The organism is Nonomuraea sp. IBHARD001, assembly GCF_056106265.1.
The window spans coordinates 6,552,362-6,574,904 of record NZ_JBWBBW010000002.1 but is presented as its reverse complement, the minus strand read 5'-3'; the positions used below and the strand labels follow the sequence as shown (position 1 = coordinate 6,574,904).

Sequence of the window (22,543 nt, the reverse complement as noted above, 5' to 3'; positions counted from 1 at the left end):
AAAGCTTAAGAGCCCTTAAGGCGGACCGGGCGCGAGGAGTCCGCGCAGGCTGTAGAGTTATGACTGCAACGCCGGGTGGAGCAGTTCGGTAGCTCGTCGGGCTCATAATCCGAAGGTCGTAGGTTCAAATCCTGCCCCGGCCACCAAGGCGAAGGCCCCTCAGTCCCAGAGACTGAGGGGCCTTCGCGCGTCCGGCGGGCGCGCGCTCAGGCGCGACCGCGCATCAGCATCGCGCTCACGTCGGGTGCGGGCTCGGCGCCGCGCAGTGACAGCCAGGCCATGCCGTGCCGACCGGCGAAGGTCACCAGTTTGCGGGCGTCGATCAGGCTCAGGTCCTGGGCGCTGACCAGCACGGGCGTCAGGGCGATGCGATACCAGGCGTCGGCTCCGGCCTCCCCGGTGGGCAGGCCGCTCAGCGCACCCGCGACCTGGGCGTGCGCCAGTCTGACGGCGGCGGCCAGTCTGCGCATGCGGCTCTCGCCCGCGCTGTGCGGCTCGATCGCGGCCAGCAGGTTGACCGAGCTCAGCTCCGCGCCCGCCTCCCGGGTGGCGCTCAGCATCGCCCGGTCCTGCTCGGTCAGGCCGCCGGGGCCGAGCGGCAGCGTGAAGCCGACCCGCAGCTCGCCGCCCTCCTCGCGCACCTCGCTCTGCAGGGCCCTGATCGCACTCGCCCTGCGCCTGACCGTGGCCAGGTCGGCGCTGTCGCGGATCTCGAAGTCGACGAAGGCGCAGTCGAAAGCGCCGACGACCCTGCGGTAGGCGGAGGTCAGCGCCCGCTGGTCGGTGCAGGCCGCGGCCAGTTCGCGCCCGCCCGGACCGCCGAACGAGAGCCCGGCGTCGCCGCCCGCGGCCCTGAGCCTGCCGATGCGGTTGGCGACCGGATTGCGGCCCGGGTCGAGCCCGCCACCCCATCTGGGCGCGCACGCGTCGGGCCCGGCCGTGAGATGCCCGAGTGTGAACCACTGCACACCGGTGCGCCTGGCATAGGCGGGCAGGCTGAATCCGGGCTGCCTGTCGGTGTCGACGAAGGCCACGAAACCGGACGGGTGCTCGCCCGACAGCACCGAGGCGGGAGCGGCGTTGGCGCCCGGGACCGCGCCTCGCCCCGCCGAACTCGTGGGGGTGGCGGCGGGCATCGCCGCCGCGGTGAGCGCGGGATCGGCGTCGGGCGGCAGCAGCCAGATCGCCAGCGCGGTCACGCTCACCAGGGCCGCAGCCGCGAGCACGGTGACGATCCGCGGCGGTGTGCCGGGTTCGCGGGTGTGCCTGGCGGTGGGCGGGTCTGTGGACACCGACATGTGTGATCACTTTCTGTGGCAGAACGGCTACACAGAGCGCCGGGGGTTGAACGGTAGCAAGCGTTCGCACAGACGTAGGGGCAATCTCCGGATCGCGTCCGATCTGCCCTGATAATGGCGTCATGAAGTTGAGGATCTTCACAGAGCCGCAGGAAGGAAGCGTCTACGAGGACCTGCTCAGGGTGGCCAAGGCCGCCGAGAGACTGGGCTTCGACGCCTTCTTCCGATCCGACCACTACATGCGCATCTCGCCCGGCGAGCCCGGCCCGGGATCGAGCGACGCGTGGATCACGCTCGCGGGACTGGCCAGGGAGACGAGCACGATCAGGCTCGGCACGCTGGTGAGCCCGGCCACCTTCCGGCTGCCCGGTCCGCTGGCGATCAGCGTGGCCCAGGTGGACCAGATGAGCGGCGGCCGGGCCGAACTCGGCTTCGGCACCGGCTGGTACGACACCGAGCACACCGCGTACGGCATTCCCTTCCCGCCGGTCGGCGAGCGGTTCGCCAGGTTCGAGGAGCAACTGGAGATCATCACCGGGCTGTGGACGGCCGAGAAGAGCTACTCCTTCGAAGGCGCGCACTACCGCCTGGCCGACTCGCCCGCACTGCCCAAGCCGGTCCAGCGGCCCAGGCCGCCGCTCATCATCGGCGGATCGGGCGCCAAACGCACCCCGAGGCTGGCCGCGACCTACGCCGACGAGTACAACGTGCCCTTCGGCACACTCGACGCCACCGCCGCCGCCTTCGGCCGGGTACGCGCCGCGCTGCAGGAGGCGGGCCGGGACTCCATCGTGTTCTCGGCGGCGCAGACCGTGTGCGTGGCCTCCGGCGAGGCCGAGCTCAGGCGCCGCGCCGAGGCCATCGGCAAGGACCTCGGCGCACTGCGCGCCAACGGCCTGGCGGGCACGCCCGCCGAGGTGGTCGACAAGATCGGCAAGCTCGGTGAGCTCGGGGCGAGCCGGACATATCTCCAGGTCATGGACCTGCGCGACGCCGACCATCTGGAGCTGATCGCGGCCGAGGTGCTGCCGCACGTGTGACACTATTCGGTGGCGGGCGGAATCGGACATAGGGCACACTGACCGGGTGCTGCTGACCATATCGACGACCGTGAATCCCGCCACCGACCTCGGCTTTCTCCTGCACAAGCACCCAGAGAGGGTCCAGGAGTTCAGCCAGTCCTTCGGCACGGCCACGGTGTTCTACCCACACGCCGCCGAAGACCGGTGCACGGCGGCGCTCATGCTCGACGTCGACCCGATCGCCCTGGTCCGCTCCCGCACCCACAACTCACCGGACTTCAGCCTCTCGCAGTACGTCAACGACCGGCCCTACGCCGCTTCCTCGCTGCTGGCCGTCGCACTCGGCGACGTGTTCAGGACCGCCAGGTCGGGCCGCTGCCGCAGCAGGCAGGAGCTGGCCGACGCGGCGATCCCGCTGGAGATCGCCCTGCCCGCGCTGCCCTGCAGAGGCGGCCCCGAGCTGGCGCACCGCCTGTTCGAGCCGCTCGGCTGGCAGGTGCGGGCCGAGGCCGTACCCCTGGACGAGGCATTCCCCGAGTGGGGCGACTCGCGTTACGTGCGGCTGACGCTGCGCGGCGAGGTCCGGCTGGCCGACGCGCTCAACCACCTGTACGTCCTGCTGCCCGTGCTCGACGACGGCAAGCACTACTGGATCGCCCCCGACGAGGTCGACAAGCTGGTACGCGCCGGGGAGGGCTGGCTGCACGGCCACCCCGAGCGCGGCCTCATCACCAGGCGCTACCTCGGCCGCAGGTGGGCACTCGCCCGTACGGCGCTGGCCAGGCTCGCCGAGGTCGGCGACGAGACCGAGGAGGCGCTGACGCCCGCCGTACCGGACGAGCCTCCTGCGGACGAGGCGGCGGTGGAGGCGGTGCCGGTCACGCCGCTCAACACGTTGCGGCGGATCGCGGTCGCCGACACGCTGGAGGAGCTGGGCGCCTCGTCGGTCATCGACCTGGGGTGCGGCTCCGGCCAGCTCGTCGGCGAGCTGCTGGAGCGGCCGAGGTTCGCCCGGGTGACGGGAGCCGACGTCTCGGCCACCGCGCTCGCCATGGCCGCCAGGAAGCTGCGCCTCGACCGCATGCCCGACAGCAAGCGGGCCAGGCTCACGCTGTTCCAGGGCGCGCTCACCTACACCGACAAGCGTTTCGCCGGATACGACGCCGCCGTCCTCATGGAGGTGATCGAGCACGTCGACGAGCCGAGGCTCGGCGCGCTCGAACGCGTCGTGTTCGGCCTGGCCAGACCGGGCCATGTGCTGGTCACCACCCCGAATGTCGAGTACAACGTGCGCTACGAGTTCCTGACCGGCATGCGGCACAAGGACCACCGCTTCGAGTGGACCCGTGCCGAGTTCGCCGCATGGGCGCACCGGGTGGCGGCGGAGTACGGCTACGTCGTCGCGTTCAAGCCGGTGGGAGAGGACGACCCCGAGGTCGGCCCGCCCACCCAGATGGGGGTCTTTTCCCGTGAGCACTGAGATCACTGTTCCCGAGCTGGCGCTCGTGGTGCTCGTCGGCGTCTCCGGCAGCGGCAAGTCCACGTTCGCGGCCAGGCACTTCGCCGCCACACAGGTCATCTCCTCCGACTTCTGCCGGGGCCTGGTCAGCGACGACGAGAACGACCAGTCGGCCACGCGCGACGCCTTCGACGTGCTGCACTACATCGTCGGCACCAGGCTCAGGCGCGGCCTGCTGACCGTGGTCGACGCCACCAACGTGCAGGGGGAGGCGCGCAAGAGCCTCATCGAGCTGGCCAGGAGCCACGACGTGCTGACCGAGGCGATCGTCCTGGACGTGCCCGAAGAGGTGGCCGTCGCCCGCAACGAGGCCAGGCCGGAGCGTACTTTCGGCGCGGGCGTGGTCATCCGCCAGCGCAAGGAGCTGCGCCGCTCGATGGGCCGCATCTCCCGCGAGGGCTTCCGCAAGGTGCACGTGCTGCGCGGGGTCGAGCAGGTGGAGGGCGCGACGGTCGGCTACGAGAAGGCCTGGAGCGACAGGACCGAGCTGACCGGCCCCTTCGACGTCATCGGCGACGTGCACGGCTGCCGTTCGGAGCTGGAGACGCTGCTCACCACGCTCGGCTGGCAGATCGGGTACGCCGAAGGCCGGGCGATCGGCGCGACGCACCCGCAGGGGCGCACCGCGGTGTTCGTCGGCGACCTCGTCGACAGGGGGCCGGACTCGCCCGGTGTCGTGCGCCTGGTCATGGGCATGGTCGCGGCGGGCACGGCGATCTGCGTACGCGGCAACCACGAGGACAAGCTGGTCAAGGCGCTCGACGGCCGAAAGGTCAGGATCGCGCACGGCCTGGAGCGCTCGATGGAGCAGTTCGCCGCCGAGCCGCCGCAGTTCGTCGCCGAGGCACGCGCCTTCATGGACTCGCTGCTCAGCCACTACCGCCTCGACGGCGGCAGGCTGGTCGTCGCGCACGCCGGACTCAAGGAGGCCTACCACGGCAGGGCGTCGGGCCGCGTGCGCTCGTTCGCGCTCTACGGCGACACCACGGGCGAGACCGACGAGTACGGCCTGCCCGTGCGCTACCCGTGGGCCGAGGAGTACCGGGGCAGGGCGACGGTCGTCTACGGCCACACGCCGACCGTGACGCCCGAGTGGGTCAACAACACGATCTGCCTGGACACCGGCTGTGTGTTCGGCGGCTCGATGACCGCACTGCGCTACCCGGAGCGCGAGATCGTCTCGGTCCCGGCCGAGCAGGTCTGGTACGAACCGGTCAAGCCGCTCACCGCGCCCGGCTACCGCGATCCCGGCACGCTGGACATCGGTGACGTCGAGGGCACACGGTGGATCGAGACCAGGTTCGGTACCAAGATCAAGGTCCCGCAGGAGAACGCGGCCGCCGCTCTGGAGATCATGAGCAGGTTCGCCGTCGATCCGCGCTGGCTCCTCTACCTGCCGCCGACCATGGCGCCGCCCGAGACCTCGCGGCTGGACGGCTACCTGGAGCACCCGGCTGAGGCGTTCGCCGAGTTCGCCGAGGCGGGCGTCGACAGGGTCGTGTGCGAGGAGAAGCACATGGGCTCGCGCGCTGTGGTCGTCCTGGCCAGGACGCCTCAGGTGGCGGCTGCCAGGTTCGGTGTCACCGACGGCTCGGCGGGCGCGGTGTTCACGCGGACGGGCCGGCCGTTCTTCGACGACATGGCTCCGCTGGTCGAACGGCTGCGCGAGGCGTGCGAGCCGCTCTGGGAGGCGCTCGGGTCGGACTGGGTGGTGCTCGACTGCGAGCTGCTGCCCTGGTCGGCCAAGGCCGAGGGGCTGATCCGCAGCCAGTACGCCTCGGTCGGCGCCGCGGCCAGGTCCTCGCTGCCCGACGCGGTCACGTTGCTGGAGGCGGCGGCCGGTCGCGGCCTCGACGTGGGGGAGGCGCTGGCCAGGACCAGGCGGCGCTCGGCCAACGCGCTGCTGTTCCGCGACGCCTACGCCAGGTACTGCTGGCCGGTCGCCGGGCTCGACGGGATCAGGCTGGCGCCGTTCCAGATCCTGGCCTGTGAGGGCAGGGCCACCGTCATGGAGCCGCACTCCTGGCACCTGAAGACGCTCGCCCTGCTGGAGCACGAGATCATCGCGCCGACCGGGCACGTGTTCGTCGATCTCGCCGACGAGGCGTCGCGGGCGGCGGCCACCACGTGGTGGGAGGAGCTGACCGCGGCCGGGGGAGAGGGCATGGTGGTCAAGCCCGACGTGCCCGTTCTCCAGGGGCGGGTGCAGCCGGGTGTGAAGGTCAGAGGGCGTGAGTACCTGCGCATCATTTACGGGCCGGACTACACCGAGTCGCTTGAGCTGTTGCGGCGCCGTTTTCTGGGTAAGAAGCGCTCGCTCGCGTTGCGCGAGCACGCGCTCGGACTGGAGGCGCTGGCCAGACTGGCCGAAGGCGAACCGCTCTGGCGTGTGCACGAGACGGTCTTCGCAGTGCTCGCGATGGAATCGGAACCAGTCGATCCGCGACTGTAATCCTCCTCGATTCCGCCGCGTGCCAGGATGGGCGCGGGGGGTGAAGGGTCATGTGGCGAACCCTTCGTCGGCTGCTGTGCGCCGGGCGGCACGACCACGAATGGCAGGTGGTGGAAACGATCGGCAAGGTGGAGACCGAGGTGTGCTTCCGATGCGGGCGCTCCCGCATCCGGATACGGTGAGTTAACTGCCTCATACGTAGGGTATGTCCCTGCGTATGGCAGTTTCGGGGGCACATCAGGAGCATCTCGGTCATGTCGTATTCATCACGGCAGCGGCTGCGATCGGCGGCTTCCTGTTTGGATATGACAGTTCGGTCATCAACGGCGCGGTGACCGGCATCCAGAATCACTTCGAGGTCGGCTCGGTCGAGACCGGCTTCGTGGTGGCGATCGCCCTGCTCGGCTCGGCCGTCGGCGCGTGGTTCGCCGGCGGCCTCGCCGACAGGTGGGGGCGCACGCGCACGATGCAGGTGGCCGCCGCGCTGTTCGCGATCAGCTCGATCGGCCAGATGTTGCCGTTCGCGATCTGGGACCTCGCCTTCTGGCGGGTGCTCGCGGGCGTCGGCATCGGCATGGCCTCGGTGCTCGGGCCCACCTACATCGCCGAGGTCGCGCCACCGGCGTACCGGGGTCGGCTGGGCTCCTTCCAGCAGTTGGCCATCGTGCTCGGCATCGCGGTCTCACAGCTGGTCAACTACGTGCTGGCGCAGGTCGCCGGCGGCGATGTCAACAACACGCTGTGGGGCCTTGAGGCCTGGCAGTGGATGCTCGGCGCGTGTGTGGTGCCCGCGCTGCTGTACCTGCTGTTCGCCTCGGTCATCCCCGAGTCGCCGCGCTACCTGATCATGGCGGGTCGCGAGGCGCAGGCGCGCAAGGTGCTGGGCGAGGTCGAGGGCGAGGGCGTCGACCTGGACGCCAGGATCGGCGAGATCAAGCACGTGCTGAGGAACGAGGCCAAGCCCACGTTGCGCGACCTGCGCGGCTCCCGGCTCGGTCTGCTGCCGATCGTGTGGGTGGGCATCATCCTGTCGGTCTTCCAGCAGTTCGTCGGCATCAATGTGATCTTCTACTACTCGTCGGTGCTGTGGCAGTCGGTCGGCATCGACCAGAGCAACTCGCTGCTGATCAGCTTCTCCAGCTCGATCATCAACATCATCGGCACCTTCATCGCCATCGCGCTCGTCGACCGGATCGGGCGCAAGCCGCTGCTGCTCGTCGGCTCGGCGGGCATGGCGCTGTCGCTGGCCACCGCAGCCTGGGCGTTCAGCGCGTCGGTGACCGTCGGCGACGAGGTCTCGCTGCCGAACCCGCAGGGCACGATCGCCCTGGTGGCGGCCAATCTGTTCGTCCTGTTCTTCGCCCTGTCATGGGGTGTAGTGGTCTGGGTGCTGCTGGGGGAGATGTTCCCGAACCGGATCCGGGCCATCGCCCTGTCGGTCGCCGCCGCCGCGCAGTGGATCGCGAACTGGCTGATCACCGTGTCGTTCCCGAGCCTGTCGGAGTGGAACCTGCCGTTCACGTACCTCATCTACGCCGTCTTCGCGGCGCTGTCGTTCGTCTTCGTCACGCGCTACGTCAAGGAGACGAAGGGCAAGTCGCTCGAGGAGATGGGCTAACGTCGAGATGGGCTAGCGTCCTGGTGTGGTCGACGACATCCTCGCTCCCGGACTCCAGGTGCTGTTCTGCGGAATCAATCCAGGATTGTTGTCGGAGGCGAGCGGTCACCACTTCGCCCGCCCCGGCAACAGGTTCTGGCCGGCGCTGCACCGCTCCGGCTTCACGCCCAGGCAGCTGACGCCCGCCGAGCAGCATCTGCTGCCCGGGTACGGCCTCGGCATCACCAATATCGTGGCCAGGCCCAGCGCCCAGGCGGCCGAGCTGACCAGGCGCGAACTCGTCGAGGGCGGGACGGCGCTGGCCGCCAAGGTCGCCGCCGCCGGGCCGCGCATGCTGGCCGTACTCGGGGTGTCGGCCTTCCGGGTGGCCTTCTCGGCGCCCAAGGCGGCGATCGGGCCGTGGGCCGAGCCGATCGGCGGGGCGGCGGTGTGGGTGCTGCCCAATCCCAGCGGGCTCAACGCCTCCTGGTCGCTGCAGCGCATCGCCGACGAGCTGGCCAGGATGCGGGCGAGCCTCTAGGCCTTGAACGTGCCCAGGTCGTGGCTGTAGTCGGGCACCGACCTGCGCGTCTCCTGGGTGACGAGCGGGGGCGGCAGGCGGCTGACATGGCGTTCGTGGAAGCCGAGCATGTCCTGGCCGCGCCGCCACAGCTCGGCCAGATTGGCCCGCCAGGCGGCCACCTGGCGCAGGTCGGTCACCCTGCGCCCGCCGACGTGCGCGCCGATGCCGTCGTACAGGACCTCGAACATCAGCTGCTCGGAGATGATGATCAGCTCGGGCAGCGGCTCGTAGTCCGTCGCCCGCGTCGCGGGCAGCACCCTGATGCGCTCGCCGGCCTCGGCCCTGATCGCCAGCACGTGCAGCTCCCACTGAAGGTACGGCGTGGGCGGCCACTCGACGACGCGGATGCGGTGGAAGAGCGGTCTTCGCCGGTAGAAGTCGCGCAGCGGCTCGCGCATCTCCTCGGCCAGGTCGAGCGAGCGCTGCCACTCGCCGTCCATCATGGCCCGCCAGCTGGCCACGTCGGGTTCGTAGAAGTTCTGGGCCCGCTCCAGTTTCCAGCAGGGCGAGTCGGCGCGCTCGTAGGCGTCGTCGAACTCCCTGAGGTAGTCGCTGGCGGATAACACGATCTCGCTCACCTGACCTCCGTGATTCGCCGGTGTCGCACCATGGCCCTGACTGTGCCGCCACGGCGACCGGGGTCTCCTCGGAGGGGCTCGGGCTCGGAGCGGGCTCTGGGGGTGGAGGCGGGCCTCGCTTTCTCCCGCCTCCAGGGTGTCGCCCTGTGGTTCAGTTGCCGATCGAGTTGCTCATCACAGATGTCTCGAAACGGCCCAGGAGTCTGATGCGGATCTCGCCGATCTCCGGCTCGCTCTCTTCCTGTGGCTGGATCTCGTACGTCATGCGCGGCCTCCAATCCATGGGAAACACCAGCGATCATGGGTATTCTGGCGATCTTCGTCAAGGCCCATGTTTGTGGAATGGCGAAAAACGCTGGTCGGAGAGGGAGAACTGGCCCGGGGGCGGGCCGTGTGCGGCCCGGCCCCCGGGGCGCGGGGGATTCAGTTACCGAACGAGTTGCTGAGCAGGGTCGTCTCGGTGCGGTCGAGAAGTCGGAAGCCGATATCTGCCATGTTCGGCTCGCTCTCTTCCTGTGGCTGGATCGTGTGCGTCATATGCGCCTCCAGTGCCGTGGGAAACATAAATGATCATGATTCACTCGACAATCCAGGTCAAGTCTCAATATTGCATACTGGACACCCAATTCTTGTTGGATGCCTGACATATACGTGATGGTCGGGATTTAGGAGATTAATCCCGTGAACATATCCCGGGGTGATCGCGGGGACGCCGGTGAGCACGGCGAGGACCGCCTGCGCCGTGAGCTGGCCCGACAGGCCCGCCGACGTGGCGGTGACGCCGAGTCCGCCCAGGTCGGTGGCGGTGGCGGCGGCGGCCCGGCCGTGCTCCTGCTGTTCGCCCGCGCGCAGGCACTCGTAGCAGGCGCCGCCCCTGCCGTACACGCCGACCGTGACCAAGGGGCCGTTGTACCCGCCGCCCACCCACGGCACTCCGGCCTTGGCGCAGACGCGGTTGGCCCACACCCTGATCCCGTCGTCGCCGCGCGGCTCGTCGGCGCAGAGGGCGAGCACGTCGGCGGTCTTGACCAGGATGGCGAGGTCGTCGGCGCAGGTCACGGCCCGGCGCTCGCCCGTCACCCGGATGGCGGAGTTCACCGCGCGCAGCCGTCGTAGCGCGGCCTCGACCTTGGGCGCGCCGATGTCGTCCTCGTCGTAGAGGACCTGGCGGTTGAGGTTCGACAGCTCCACCTCGTCCGGATCGACGCAGTGAAGCGCTCCCACGCCGGCCGCGGCCAGCGCCCACGCCGTATGCCCGCCCGTGCCGCCGAGCCCCAGCACCACGACCCGCGCCCGCTTCAACGCCAGCTGCGCCTCCCACCCGTGCACACGCGGGGTGAGATCGGCATGCCGGAAGAACGCCTGGTTACGGGCGTATCGGGTCAGCTCGGCAGGGGAGAGCTCGGGCGGCGGCTCGGCGGCGGCGTCCTCGACGTATCCCGAGTACAGCAGGCCCGAGACGATCCGGTCGGCCTGGGCCGCCGTGATGTCCTCGCAGGCGGCGCGCAGGTCGTTCACCAGTGTGGTCGTGGAGCGCGTGCCGTCCATCAGGGTGAGCGCGGTCCAGGTCCAGCCGTGGGGATCGGCTACCTCGGCGGCGAGGCCGTATACCTCGCCGCCTATGCGTACGGTGCCGTCCCGGAGGCGGTGCGGGCGGTGCTCCGGCTTGACCCTGGGCAGGCGCATCACGCTGGGATCATGGTCGTCTTTCGTCCTGCTCGTCAAGGTTCGAGGGTGTTTGTCCTGCGGGCTGTGGTGCGGATTGTGGTGCGGGTTTGGTGGTTTGGGTAGCGGTGCTGCTGGCTAGGGTGCTGCTGGCTCTGGTGGTGCTGGTGGTGCTGCTGGTTAGCGGTGGCCCTGGTGGGGGCGGTGGTGGCGGCGGCGGGCGAGGCTGAAGAGCATGGCCGCGAGCCAGACGAAGAAGAGCACCTTGAGTACGCCGAAGCCGCCGATGACCACGCCTGCGATCAGGGCCACGACCAGGATCGGGACGAACGGCGGTGGGCCGTGGCGGTGGCCGCGTGCGCCTCGATGGGCCCGGGCGGCGTCGTGCCAGGCTCGGCGCTGCTCACGCCATGCGTCACGCTGGGCCCGCCACTCGGCGCGCTGAGCCTGCCAGGCGGCCTGGTCGGCGGCGGAGCGGGGGTGGCGTGGCGGGTGTGGCGGCCATGGGGGCTGGAAGGGCGCGCCGCCGGACATCCATGGTGCCGGGCCGTGTGAGGGGTGCGGTGCGGGGTGGTGTCCGCGCTCCCACTCCCCGGGCGGCCTGGTGTCGTTTGCCGGGTCTGCCGGGTCCGTCGTGGCCTGCCAGTCGGGTGCCCACCGGGTGTGGTGGTGGCCGTCGCGGCCGTCGCGGCCGTGGTGGCCGTGGTGGCGTCGCCTGTCGCGTCGCGGGCGGGTGCCCGGGGCGTCGTACGGACTGTCGTCGTACGGGCCGGGCAGGTCGACGCCTGCGGTGGCCAGTTCCTTGGCCGTGCGGGCGGTGAGGGCGGTGTCGAGGCGTTCGTCGAGCTCGGCGTGGGTCAGGCGGCCCTGCGCGTAGTGCTCACGCAGGGCCGCCATCATCACCTCACGCTCCGCGTCACCGATTCTCAGGTCGTGCTGCGGCGTGGTCATCGGTGAGTCACTCCTCCTCGGGGTCGCCGTCGGCGAGGATCTGGTACAGCTTGCGACGCGTCTCGATCAGCGTCTGGCGTGCCTCGCGGATCTGGCCGTCGGTGCCCGACTGCAGGATCTGCACCATCGCGAACGCCGACTGCTTGGCGATGTCCATGAGGTCCATGGCGTTGTCGTCGATGTCGGGACGCATGTCGTCCCACGGCGCGCGTACCTCGTCCGGGTGCGCCTCGATGTAGGCCAGGCCCGCCTCGGTGAGCTGGAACGTCTTACGCCCCTCGCTCTCGTCGGCGCGCACCAGGCCCTCGTCGGTGAGCTGCTGCAACGCCGGGTACACCGCGCCCGGGCTCGGCTTCCAGCCGCCCTCACTGCGCTGGGCGATCTCCTGGATGATCTGGTACCCGTTGCGCGGCTCCTCGGCCAGCAACGCCAGAATCGCCGCCCGCACGTCGCCCCGCTTGGCCTTACGCCCCCTGCCGAACCCGGGCCTGCCCCCGAACGGCCCCCCGCCGCCCCAGGGCCCACGCCCGAAGTCCCAAGGGAAGGGCCCGGGGAACGGCCCACGGTTGCGTCCCCGCCCCCTGTGCTCGTGCGGACCAGGGCCTCCCCTGTCGTCCCGGTGCCCGTGGTGGTGCCGCTCGCCACTCTCCTGCCAGGCCCCCGCCACAGCCCTCAACGCTTCCTTCGCTGCCCTGCGCATGTCTCGCGGGTCACCCCATGGGGCTCCCGATACGTGTGCGGATGTCATGTCGTTCCCCCTTCTCGACGATCGTGTGTCGATCGTTCTCGATGCTTCAACGATATATCGAGAACATGTCGATGGCAAGCGCCGGGTGTTGGGCATGGGGGAGGGGGTGGGGTGAGCGGGAGGGGGCGAGGGGGCGGCGAGGGATGTGCTGGTGATGAGGGGTGGGCTGGTGGCGAGGGGTGGGGGCGATGAGTGGGCTATGGCGAGGGGCCGGGAGGCGGCGAGAGCTGTGACGGTGGAGGGCGTTCTGGGCTGCATGTCGGCCGGATCGAGCCCCGAGCTTGCACCCAACGCGCCACGCGCACGATCCGGGTGGGTCGCGGCGGGGCTGAGAGCACAACCGGACGGGCAAGACCGAAAACCCCGATAAGGCCCCGCAGCTCCACAAACTCCCAGCAGAGGACCCACAGCCCCACCCACGCCACCCACGCCACCCACCAGCCTGTCCCGACCAGTCCTCCCTCGCGCGCGCAGCGCCACCTCTCACCCCGCTCGCCCCCAACCCCCGCACGCGCTTCGCCCCCCGCGCTCGCGCCGCTCAACGCCCTCATGTGCGCCGCGCCGCCCGACCACCCGACTGGCACCCCAACCTCGCACGCGCTGCGCCGTCCCGCGCTGGCGCCGCGCCCCTTACCCCCTCGTACGCGCTGCGCCGTCCCGCGCTGGCGCTGTCCAACCCCCTCACGTGCGCTGCGCCGCCCACCCCGCTAGCGACCCAGCCCCCGCGCCGCGTCACGCACCCACCCGCACATGAGCGGCCTGCCTGTGCCTACCCTTGCGCCCGCCCGCCCGCCCGCCCGGCCTGCGCTTCCGCCTGGCTTGCGCCGTCGCCCACCCCTGCGCCTTCGCGTACCTCTGTGTGCGCGGTAGGCGGGTTCCAGGGCGTCGGGCGAGTGTCTGGCGGTCCGGGTCAGGAGGGCGTCTCGGTAGGGCGGTTGCGGGTGGCGTATGTGCGGGCTTTGGCGCGGTTGCCGCAGATGCTCATCGTGCACCAGCGGCGCGTACGGCTGCGGGTGGAGTCCCAGAAGACGCAGGCGCACTCGTGGTTCGGGCAGCGCTTGAGGCGGGCCCACTCGCCGGTGGCGACGCTCATGACCCAGGAGGCGGCGATCCGGGCCAGGGCCTGATCCGCGCCGGGCGGCGAGCCGGGCATCACCGGCACGCCGGGCGCCGCCTCGACCCCGAGCGTGGCGACGAGAGGCAGCGTGTCGAGCACGGCCTGCGCCAGGCCGATCGTCAGGGCATCGGCCTCACCCCCGTTGTTGAGCAGCAGCCGCTCCCGCAACCCGGCGCGTACGGCGAGCACTCGGGCGAAGTCGCCGTCGGACAGACCGGCCCCGCCGGGCAGCAGCCCACGTTCGGCCAGCCAGTCGGCGGTCGCGCCCGCCGTGGGGAACAGCTCGATGTCCTCCCATACGTCCAGCGTGTTGGCGAAGTCGGCCAAGAGCGTCGTGGCCTCCGAAGCGTCCATGTATTCCATCTAATCACTTAGACGGTTAGGCTCTCACCATCTAAAGCGATAGGTGGTTAATCCTTGAACAGGAACGAGATCGTACTGGTCGGCTTCACGGCGGTGACGAACCTGGCCGACGGGGTCGCCAGGGTGGCGTTGCCGCTGCTGGCGGTCGGTCTCACCGGGTCGCCCGGACTGGTGGCGGGGGTCGGTGTCATGCTCACGCTGCCGTGGCTCGTCGCCTCGCTGCATGTCGGTGTGCTCGTCGACAGGGGTGATCGCAAGCGCCTGGCCGCTCTGGCGAACCTGGTGCGCCTGCTGGCCGCCGCCGGGTTGCTGGCCGCGTTGGCGGCCGACGGGCTGACGCTGGTGTGGCTGTACGTGGGTGCGTTCGCGATGGGGCTGGCCGATGTGATCGTCACGGCGGCCGTCGGGGCGTTGGTGCCGGCCGCGGTGCCACGCCACAGCCTGGGCCGGGTCAACGCCTGGATCGCCGGTGCCGAGACCGTGGCCAACGAGTTCGCGGGCCCGGCGATCGGCGGCCTCCTCGCCGGCCTGGGAGTCGCCTGGGCCCTGGGCTGGGCGTCGATCGCATTCGCCCTGGGAGTCGTCCTGCTGGCACTCCTGGTCGGCCGCTTCCGCGCAGGTCGCGCCGCAGGGCTGGCGGCGGAGGGGAAGCGCTCTGCCGGAGAAGGAGAAGCAGGCCAGGGCAGGGCAGGGCAGGCCGCGCCGAAGGAGACAGCCGAGGGCGTGACGGAACGCTTGACGGGGATGCGTATGCCGGGAGAAGGGGGCGAGCGATTCGCGGAGGAAGACAAGGTCCTAGCGAAGGAGGAAGGCGAGGTCCCAGCGAAGGAGGAAGGCGAGGTCCCAGCGAAGGAGGAAGGCGAGGTCCCAGCGAAGGAGGAAGGCGAGGTCCCAGCGAAGGAGGAAGGCGAGGTCCCAGCGAAGGAGGAAGGCGAGGTCCCAGCGAAGGAGGAAGGCGAGTCCCCGGCAGAGCAGGCGCGCCGGACGACACAGGAAGCAGCCCAGGTGGCCGGGAGGCGGTCTGCGGATGAGGTGGGCGCGGCGGCCGGACGGGATCAGCCCAACCCGCATGCCCACCCGCACCCCAGCCCTCAGCCCGCCGGAGTCCTCGCCGAGATCGGAGAAGGGCTGCGGTTCCTCTGGGGCAACCGGCTGCTGCGGATGTTGAGCCTGACGATCACCGTGCTGGGCGCGTGCTGGGGGGCCTGGCTGGCGTTGTTGCCGAGTTACGCGACGCAGGTGCTGAAGCTGGGCGCGGAGGGGTACGGCCTGCTGATCAGCGCGATCGGGGTGGGCGGGCTGGCGGGGGCGGCGTCCGTTGTCGTGGTGAATCGGCTGCTGGGGGTGCGGTGGGCGCTGTTCGTCGATCTGGTGGGGACGTTCCTCATGGTCTTGGTGCCGGCCGTGTTCCCGGTGGCGTGGGCGGTGGGGGCGGCGGCGTTCGCCGGAGGGATGGGCGGCACGTTGTGGACGGTGAACGCGCGGACGATCGGGCAGAAGGCGGTGCCCGACGCGTTGCTCGGACGGTACGGCGCGGCGTCGCGGATGGTGGCTTTGGGAGCGATGCCGATCGCGGCGGCCGTGGCGGGGCTGCTGGCCGAGTGGATGGGACTTCAGTGGGCTTTTGGGGCCTTCGCGGCCGCGACAGCACTCATGGTGCTGCCTTTCTTGCGGACTGTCACCGATCAAGCAATTCGGGAGAGTGAGCTAGATCACGAATTAGCTTCGAATGTCGGGAACACTTCCTGATACCAGTACGTTATCTAGGGCAGACGAGGTCGTTCCGCGACGGCAGGGCTGGGGGGTGCTGTCGCTGCGGATACGGCCTCGTCTGTATTTATGTCCGGGGGGCCCAAATGGCTGCGCATCGCAATAGTTGAAGATTGTGCCGCCTGTGGTCCGGGATGCCGTTGAGGTTGAGATCTGGCGTGTGTGTTCGAGGCCCCGGGCGTACTCCCTCAAACGAGACTCTCCGCTCCCCGAAACGACGCTCTCCGCCCCCTCAAACGAGACTCTCCGGCTCGCGCCTATCTTCCGCGCGCCTTCCGCGAGGCGCCCGTCTATCTTCCGTGGGGCCCCATCTATCCGCCGTCTACGCGGACGCAATCCCCTGTATCCCGCCTATCAAGACAGCCCTATCCCGAGGCGTCGGGTAGCCCGGCTATCCGGATCGGGTAACACATGGAGAATATGAAGATTCTTCCCGTTTTCTCCGCCCGTACGGGTGCCGGCCCGGGTACCGGCGTGTGACCCTGACGTGATGCGCGCTTTGCCGTACGATGACCTAGCGTGATCTTGACATGATGGGACATTCGCACGCGCTGACCGGGGCTGTGGCATGGCTCGGTGTCGCCCCGGCGCTGGCGGCCATTCCGCTGCTGAACGAGTCCAGCAGGTACATCGACACGGGTGTCATGGCCGCGGCGCTGACACCCACCGAGCTGATCGCCGGAGCGCTCGTGTGCGCCGGTGCGGCCATGCTGCCCGACCTCGACCACCCGAGTGCGACGATCGCGCAGACGTTCGGCCCGTTGACCTGGGCGCTGAGCAAAGCGGTCAACTGGGTGAGCGGCGGACATCGGGGGGCGACGCACTCGCTGGCCTTCGCGGTCGCGGTGGGGTTCGGGGCGCATTGGCTGGCCAACAGCTATCCGATCGGGCGCGACATCCTGGTCGTCCTGATGATCGGCCTGGCGCTCCGGGCCATCGGCATCGGCATTCCCGGCAAGAAGCTGGGCTCGGCCGTGGTCAACATCCTCATGACGGCCGGGCTGTTCGTGGTGTTCCGGTCGATGGAGGTGGGCTACGCCTGGCTGGGGCTGGCGATCGGGGTGGGCTGCCTGATCCACACGGTGGGCGACTGCATGACCGAACGCGGGTGTCCCGTGCTCTGGCCGTTGTCGGCCCGCTGGGTCCTGCCGTACAAGATCGGGATCAAGACCGGGCAGAAGTTCGAGCAGAAGATTCTGGCCCCTGTGCTCTCCATTGCCGTCCTGGGACTCCTCTACTGGCGGCTGGTGCCTGTCTGAGCCGGTCAGGTCGTTGTTGATGTCGAGATACCTGGGGAGATATCTTGATGTCGAGACACCTGCTGCGACCAGCAAGTTAGGGTTGCCTTACTGTTCGATGCGGTCGAGGCGTGCGGCAGGATTTGAGTAAGCCATTGGTCTATGGAGGAGGCGAATCACCGTGTCCGCGAACAGCTTCGGCAGCCGTGACACGCTACGCGTCGGCGACGCGTCGTACGAGATTTTCCGGCTGGACGCCGTCGAGGGCGCTGCCCGCCTCCCGTACAGCCTGAAGATCCTTCTGGAGAACCTCCTCCGCACCGAGGACGGCGCGAACATCACCGCCGACCACATCCGCGCGCTGGGTGGCTGGGACCCCGAGGCGGTGCCGAGTGTGGAGATCCAGTTCACGCCCGCCCGTGTGATCATGCAGGACTTCACCGGCGTGCCCTGTGTCGTCGACCTGGCCACCATGCGCGAGGCCGTACGCGACCTCGGCGGCGACCCGGCGAAGATCAACCCGCTGGCACCCGCCGAGATGGTCATCGACCACTCGGTCATCGTCGACTTCTTCGGCCACCCCGACTCCTTCCAGCGCAACGTGGAGCGGGAGTACGAACGCAACAGGGAGCGCTACCAGTTCCTGCGCTGGGGCCAGACCGCGTTCGACGAGTTCAAGGTCGTGCCGCCCGGCACCGGCATCGTGCACCAGGTCAACATCGAGCACCTGGCCCGCACGGTCATGACCCGCGAGGTCGGCGGCGTGCTGCGCGCCTACCCCGACACGTGCGTCGGCACCGACTCCCACACCACGATGGAGAACGGCATCGGCGTCCTGGGCTGGGGCGTCGGCGGCATCGAGGCCGAGGCCGCGATGCTCGGCCAGCCGATCTCCATGCTGATCCCGCGCGTGGTCGGCTTCAAGCTGACCGGCAAGCTGCCCGCCGGGGCCACCGCCACCGACCTGGTGCTGACGATCACCGAGATGCTGCGCAAGCACGGCGTCGTCGGCAAGTTCGTCGAGTTCTACGGCGAGGGCGTCTCCAGCGTGCCGCTGGCCAACCGGGCCACGATCGGCAACATGAGCCCCGAGTTCGGCTCCACCTGCGCCATCTTCCCGATCGACGGCCAGACCACCGACTACCTGCGCCTGACCGGCCGCACCGAGGAGCAGATCGCGCTCGTCGAGGCCTACGCCAAGGAGCAGGGCCTCTGGCTCGACCCGCAGGGCCCCGAGCCGGTCTTCTCCGAGTACATCGAGCTCGACCTGGCCACCGTCGTGCCCTCGATCGCCGGCCCCAAGCGCCCGCAGGACCGCATCGAGCTCACCGCGGCCAAGCAGACCTGGCGGCACGACGTCTCCAACTACGTCGCCGACGACGAGGCGGGCAAGGAGAGCTTCCCCGCCTCCGACGCCCCCGCCCAGAGCGCGGGCCGCCCGCACCGGCCGGTGCCGGTCACGCTGGCCGACGGCACCTCGTTCGAGATCGACCACGGCGTGGTCACGATCGCGGCGATCACCTCGTGCACCAACACCTCCAACCCGTACGTCATGATCGGCGCGGCCCTGCTGGCCAAGAACGCCGTCGACAAGGGCCTGACCCGCAAGCCGTGGGTCAAGACCTCGCTGGCGCCCGGGTCGCAGGTCGTCACCGGCTACTTCGAGCGTTCCGGGCTGCAGCCGTACCTCGACAAGCTGGGCTTCAACCTCGTCGGCTACGGGTGCACGACCTGCATCGGCAACTCGGGCCCGCTGCCCGAGGAGATCTCGGCGGCCATCCAGGCCAACGACCTGGCCGTCACCGCCGTGCTGTCGGGCAACCGCAACTTCGAGGGGCGCATCAACCCCGACGTGAAGATGAACTACCTGGCCTCGCCGCCGCTGGTGGTCGCCTACGCGCTCGCCGGGTCGATGGACGTCGACCTCAACACCGAGCCGCTCGGCCTCGGCTCCGACGGACAGCCGGTGTACCTCACCGACATCTGGCCCGCGCCCGAAGAGGTCAGCAAGGTCGTCGGCGACTCGATCGGCCGTGACATGTTCGAGCGCGACTACGCCGACGTGTTCAAGGGCGACGAGCACTGGCGTTCGCTGCCGATCCCGACCGGCAACACTTTCGAGTGGGACCCGACCTCCACCTACGTGCGCAAGGCGCCGTACTTCGAGGGCATGCCGTCCGAGCCCGAGCCCGTCACCGACATCGCCGGGGCCCGCGTGCTGGTCAAGGTCGGCGACTCGGTCACCACCGACCACATCTCGCCCGCCGGTTCCATCAAGCCCGGCACGCCCGCCGCGCAGTACCTTCGCGACAACGGCGTCGAGGTCAAGGACTTCAACTCCTACGGCTCGCGCCGAGGCAACCACGAGGTCATGATCCGCGGCACGTTCGCCAACATCCGCCTGCGCAACCAGATCGCCGCGGGCACCGAAGGCGGCTACACCCGCGACTTCACCCAGCCGGACGCGCCGGTGTCGTTCATCTACGACGCCTCCGTCAACTACGCGGCCGAGGGCACGCCTCTGGTGGTGCTCGCGGGCAAGGAGTACGGCTCGGGCTCCTCGCGCGACTGGGCCGCCAAGGGCACCGCGCTGCTCGGCGTGCGCGCCGTCATCGCCGAGTCCTACGAGCGCATCCACCGCTCCAACCTCATCGGCATGGGCGTGCTGCCCCTGGAGTACCCCGCCGGGGCCACGGCCGAGTCGCTCGGCCTGACCGGCGAGGAGAGCTTCGACTTCACCGGCGTCGAGGAGCTCAACAAGGGCGTCATCCCCGCCACCGTGCACGTCAAGGCGGGCGACGTCGAGTTCGACGCCGTCGTGCGCATCGACACGCCCGGCGAGGCGGACTACTACCGCCACGGCGGCATCATGCAGTACGTCCTGCGCTCGCTGCTCGCCAAGAGCTGAGCGACGAACCGCAGGAGCCGCGCCGCCCGTACGGCGGCGCGGCGGGGCGCGACCCTCAAGCGCCCCACTCGGGGGGATACACCCGACCCACCGAATGCCGCCCCGCGAACCACACGTTCCCGGGGCGGCATTCGCCGTTCCGGCCAGGTGCGGAAGGGCTTCTGGTGGGGAATATCCTTGGGTGGGGTGGGCAGTGGGGTGGGGTCGGTCTGGGGTTGTCGTCGGGTCTGCAAGAGGGAGGCTGTCATGGCGCTCAGCGACTGGGAGTTTTCGGGGACCGTCGCCACACGAATGGTGAACAGACGCAAGGTGTCGGTCGCGATCGGCGGGCACGAGTCTCTCATCGATGCCGTGCTGGCCTGGGAGGAGCGGGAGGCGGCCCGGCTGCGGGCGAGCATCGAGAGCCTCGGCACGACGGTGGACGCCGCGCTGGATCGCCTGCTTTCGCACGCCTGATGCCACTGGCGTCTGGAACGTTCCCGAGCTCGGGTCGGCAGGTGGGAAGCGCCGGCCCGAGGGCGGGGAGAGCGTGGCATGCCGAGGGCGCTACGGTGTCCCAGCATGGGGGTAGATGTCGTGGTCTTGCTGGCCGCTGGGCTGGCTGTGTTCGTGGGGGCCGTGGTTCAGGGCGGTGTGGGGTTCGGGCTGGGGCTGGTGGTCGCGCCGGTCGTGACGATGCTCGACCCGGGTGTGGTGCCGGGGGCCGTGCAGGTGGTGAATGTGACGTTGCCGCTGTTCACCCTGGCGGGGGAGTGGCGGCGGGTGGACTGGCGTGGTGTGGGGTGGGCGCTGCTCGGGCGGTTGCCGGGCGCGGCGGTCGGGGCGCTGGTCGTGGTGCAGGTGTCGGTGGCGGTGCTGGGGGTGTTCGTCGGGACGATGGTGCTCGTCGCGGTGGGGCTCACGGCGCGGGCGGTGGGGGTGGCGCGCACGCGGGGGACGACGGCGATGGCGGGGTTCGTCTCGGGGATCACGGGGACGGCGACGGGGATCGGCGGGCCGCCGATCGCGCTGGTGTACCAGGACGCCAAGGGGCCTGAGGTCCGGGCGACGCTGGCGATGTTCTTCCTGGTGAGCGCCGTGCAGTCGCTGGGCGTTTTGTGGGTGGTCGATCGGCTGCCGGTGCGGGCGGTGCTGTTCGGGGTGGGGCTGGTGCCGTTCCTCGTGGCGGGGTTCCTGGTGTCGGGGCCGCTGCGGCGGTATCTGGACGGGGGACGGGTGCGGGCGGCGATCCTGACGGTCGCGGCGGTGTCGGCGGCAGCACTGATCACCCAAAGCCTCCTCGGCTGAGGCGCCTCCGACCGCATCCCCGAGTTCCGAATCTCCCGGCTGGCCTCTCGCCACCTCCAATGCCGCCCCACACGTGTGTCCCCAGTGGCAGCGGCGTACCGGACATACCCGGCGTGGTCGTGGGTTAAGGCGGTGTTTCGGGATTGTTATCCGGAACAACAAACTAGCACTCGTCAGCCCCTTCCACTCCTGGCATATGCCGGAATATGTTGCGGCCAGCAACATTCCCCCCAGCCCAGCCCCAAACTGGACAAGAAAGGACCCGTGCACATGCGCAAGGGGATCCTCAGCCTGGCCGCCGTCGTGACGCTGACCTTCGGTCTCACCGCCTGCGGGGGCGAGAGCGGTGACAGCACGACCGCCCAGCAGAGCACGAGCGCCACAGCGGGATCGACGGCCGCCGCCAAGGGCAAGGTCGGCGTCATCCTGCCGGACAGCAAGTCGTCGGCCCGTTGGGAGACGGCCGACAGGAAGTACCTGAAGGAGGCGTTCGAGGCAGCGGGCGTCGAGTACGACATCCAGAACGCCCAGGGCGACAAGAACGCCTTCCAGACGATCGCCGACCAGATGATCACCAACGGCGCCACCGTCCTGATGATCGTCAACCTGGACAGCGGCACCGGCAAGGCCGTGCTCGACAAGGCCAAGGCGCAGGGCGTGGCCACGATCGACTACGACAGGCTCACCCTCGGTGGCGGCGCCGCGTACTACGTCAGCTTCGACAACACCGCCGTCGGCCGCCTGCAGGGCGAGGGCCTGGCCCAGTGCCTGACCGACAAGAAGGCCGACAAGCCGATCGTCGCCTACCTCAACGGCTCGCCGACCGACAACAACGCGACGCTGTTCAAGGCCGGGTACGACGGCGTGCTCAAGCCCAAGTTCGACGCCGGGGAGTACGTCAAGGGACCGGAGCAGTCCGTGCCCGACTGGGACAACACCCAGGCGGGCACCATCTTCGAGCAGATGCTCACCAGCGAGTCGAAGATCGCCGGAGTGCTGGCCGCCAACGACGGTCTCGGCAACGCCGCCATCACCGTGCTGAAGAAGAACAACCTCAACGGCAAGGTCCCGGTCACCGGCCAGGACGCCACCGTCCAGGGCCTGCAGAACATCCTCGCGGGCGACCAGTGCATGACCGTGTACAAGGCGATCAAGGCCGAGGCCGAGGGCGCGGCCAAGCTGGCGGTCGCCCTGGCCAAGGGCGAGAAGCCGGCCGTCAGCGGCTCGGTCAAGGACACCGAGACCGGCCAGGACGTCCCGGCCGAACTGCTCACCCCGCAGGCCGTCTTCTTCGACTCCGTCAAGGACGTCGTGGCCGACGGCTTCGTGACCAAGGAGGAACTGTGCACGGGCGACTTCGCCGCCAAGTGCACGGAGGCGGGCATCCAGTAACGAGCCCGGGCCCACCGCCCCCGTACGGCCGGCGCCCGGTGTGGCGCCGGCCGTA

At 69.8% G+C, this 22,543-nt stretch carries 18 protein-coding genes and 1 tRNA gene; 13 read left to right on the top strand and 6 right to left on the bottom strand.

Annotated elements, in window-relative coordinates:
• Positions 1 to 69 precede the first annotated feature (69 nt).
• A tRNA-Met gene (locus ACTWNK_RS31880) sits at positions 70 to 146 on the top strand.
• A gap of 60 nt (positions 147 to 206) precedes the next feature.
• On the opposite strand, the gene ACTWNK_RS31875 is transcribed toward ACTWNK_RS31880, so the two are convergent.
• Entirely contained in the window at positions 207 to 1,298 is a 1,092-nt protein-coding gene (locus ACTWNK_RS31875) for a glycoside hydrolase family 18 protein (protein ID WP_474308616.1), read from the bottom strand.
• 122 nt (positions 1,299 to 1,420) lie between these two features.
• Between ACTWNK_RS31875 and ACTWNK_RS31870 the strand changes: the two genes are divergently transcribed.
• From ACTWNK_RS31870 to mug, 6 genes are read left to right on the top strand one after another with little or no spacing between them, the layout of a single operon-like run.
• Positions 1,421 to 2,338 carry an LLM class F420-dependent oxidoreductase gene (locus tag ACTWNK_RS31870; protein WP_474308615.1) on the top strand — a complete coding sequence of 306 codons (918 nt, stop codon included), beginning with the start codon at positions 1,421 to 1,423 and terminating at the stop codon, positions 2,336 to 2,338.
• Positions 2,339 to 2,384: 46 nt separating this feature from the next.
• Positions 2,385 to 3,800: a 3' terminal RNA ribose 2'-O-methyltransferase Hen1 gene (locus ACTWNK_RS31865; protein ID WP_474308614.1), complete on the top strand. Its 1,416-nt coding sequence runs from the start codon at positions 2,385 to 2,387 to the stop codon at positions 3,798 to 3,800.
• Positions 3,790 to 6,291 carry a polynucleotide kinase-phosphatase gene (locus ACTWNK_RS31860; RefSeq protein ID WP_474308613.1) on the top strand — a complete coding sequence of 834 codons (2,502 nt, stop codon included), beginning with the start codon at positions 3,790 to 3,792 and terminating at the stop codon, positions 6,289 to 6,291. The genes ACTWNK_RS31865 and ACTWNK_RS31860 overlap by 11 nt, the downstream gene beginning before the upstream one ends.
• Before the next feature lie 50 nt (positions 6,292 to 6,341).
• Positions 6,342 to 6,473 carry a hypothetical protein gene (locus ACTWNK_RS31855; RefSeq protein WP_474308612.1) on the top strand — a complete coding sequence of 44 codons (132 nt, stop codon included), beginning with the start codon at positions 6,342 to 6,344 and terminating at the stop codon, positions 6,471 to 6,473.
• A gap of 35 nt (positions 6,474 to 6,508) precedes the next feature.
• Positions 6,509 to 7,909, top strand: a complete 1,401-nt coding sequence (locus ACTWNK_RS31850) for a sugar porter family MFS transporter (RefSeq protein ID WP_474308611.1) — start codon at positions 6,509 to 6,511, stop codon at positions 7,907 to 7,909.
• 25 nt (positions 7,910 to 7,934) lie between these two features.
• The gene (mug, locus tag ACTWNK_RS31845; RefSeq protein WP_474308610.1) at positions 7,935 to 8,429 is read left to right on the top strand and encodes a G/U mismatch-specific DNA glycosylase; all 495 of its coding nucleotides are present in this window, start codon (positions 7,935 to 7,937) and stop codon (positions 8,427 to 8,429) included.
• On the opposite strand, the gene ACTWNK_RS31840 is transcribed toward mug, so the two are convergent.
• The 5 genes from ACTWNK_RS31840 to ACTWNK_RS31820 form a co-directional block, all read right to left on the bottom strand.
• Positions 8,426 to 9,049, bottom strand: coding sequence for a DUF6879 family protein (locus tag ACTWNK_RS31840; RefSeq protein ID WP_474308609.1), 624 nt, complete (start codon positions 9,047 to 9,049; stop codon positions 8,426 to 8,428). The genes mug and ACTWNK_RS31840 overlap by 4 nt on opposite strands.
• Before the next feature lie 594 nt (positions 9,050 to 9,643).
• Positions 9,644 to 10,735 carry a HesA/MoeB/ThiF family protein gene (locus tag ACTWNK_RS31835; protein WP_474311032.1) on the bottom strand — a complete coding sequence of 364 codons (1,092 nt, stop codon included), beginning with the start codon at positions 10,733 to 10,735 and terminating at the stop codon, positions 9,644 to 9,646.
• A gap of 159 nt (positions 10,736 to 10,894) precedes the next feature.
• A complete protein-coding gene (locus tag ACTWNK_RS31830) occupies positions 10,895 to 11,665 on the bottom strand; it encodes a DUF1707 SHOCT-like domain-containing protein (RefSeq protein ID WP_474308608.1) in 771 nt (256 codons plus the stop codon).
• Between the two features lie 7 nt (positions 11,666 to 11,672).
• Complete coding sequence (locus ACTWNK_RS31825) at positions 11,673 to 12,113, bottom strand: PadR family transcriptional regulator (RefSeq protein ID WP_474308607.1); 441 nt, start codon at positions 12,111 to 12,113, stop codon at positions 11,673 to 11,675.
• Between the two features lie 1,210 nt (positions 12,114 to 13,323).
• Complete coding sequence (locus ACTWNK_RS31820) at positions 13,324 to 13,884, bottom strand: CGNR zinc finger domain-containing protein (protein ID WP_474308606.1); 561 nt, start codon at positions 13,882 to 13,884, stop codon at positions 13,324 to 13,326.
• 63 nt (positions 13,885 to 13,947) lie between these two features.
• Between ACTWNK_RS31820 and ACTWNK_RS31815 the strand changes: the two genes are divergently transcribed.
• From ACTWNK_RS31815 to ACTWNK_RS31790, 6 genes are all read left to right on the top strand, one after another.
• Entirely contained in the window at positions 13,948 to 15,642 is a 1,695-nt protein-coding gene (locus ACTWNK_RS31815) for an MFS transporter (protein ID WP_474308605.1), read from the top strand.
• 551 nt (positions 15,643 to 16,193) lie between these two features.
• Positions 16,194 to 16,922 (top strand): metal-dependent hydrolase, encoded by a 729-nt coding sequence (locus tag ACTWNK_RS31810; protein WP_474308604.1) that lies wholly within the window; start codon positions 16,194 to 16,196, stop codon positions 16,920 to 16,922.
• A gap of 160 nt (positions 16,923 to 17,082) precedes the next feature.
• A complete protein-coding gene (gene acnA, locus ACTWNK_RS31805; RefSeq protein WP_474308603.1) occupies positions 17,083 to 19,809 on the top strand; it encodes an aconitate hydratase AcnA in 2,727 nt (908 codons plus the stop codon).
• A gap of 246 nt (positions 19,810 to 20,055) precedes the next feature.
• The gene (locus ACTWNK_RS31800) at positions 20,056 to 20,265 is read left to right on the top strand and encodes a hypothetical protein (protein ID WP_474308602.1); all 210 of its coding nucleotides are present in this window, start codon (positions 20,056 to 20,058) and stop codon (positions 20,263 to 20,265) included.
• Positions 20,266 to 20,370: 105 nt separating this feature from the next.
• Positions 20,371 to 21,096, top strand: a complete 726-nt coding sequence (locus ACTWNK_RS31795; RefSeq protein WP_474308600.1) for a sulfite exporter TauE/SafE family protein — start codon at positions 20,371 to 20,373, stop codon at positions 21,094 to 21,096.
• Positions 21,097 to 21,366: 270 nt separating this feature from the next.
• On the top strand, positions 21,367 to 22,488 hold the full coding sequence (locus tag ACTWNK_RS31790) for a sugar ABC transporter substrate-binding protein (protein ID WP_474308599.1): 1,122 nt from the start codon (positions 21,367 to 21,369) through the stop codon (positions 22,486 to 22,488).
• The last annotated feature ends 55 nt before the right edge of the window (positions 22,489 to 22,543 follow it).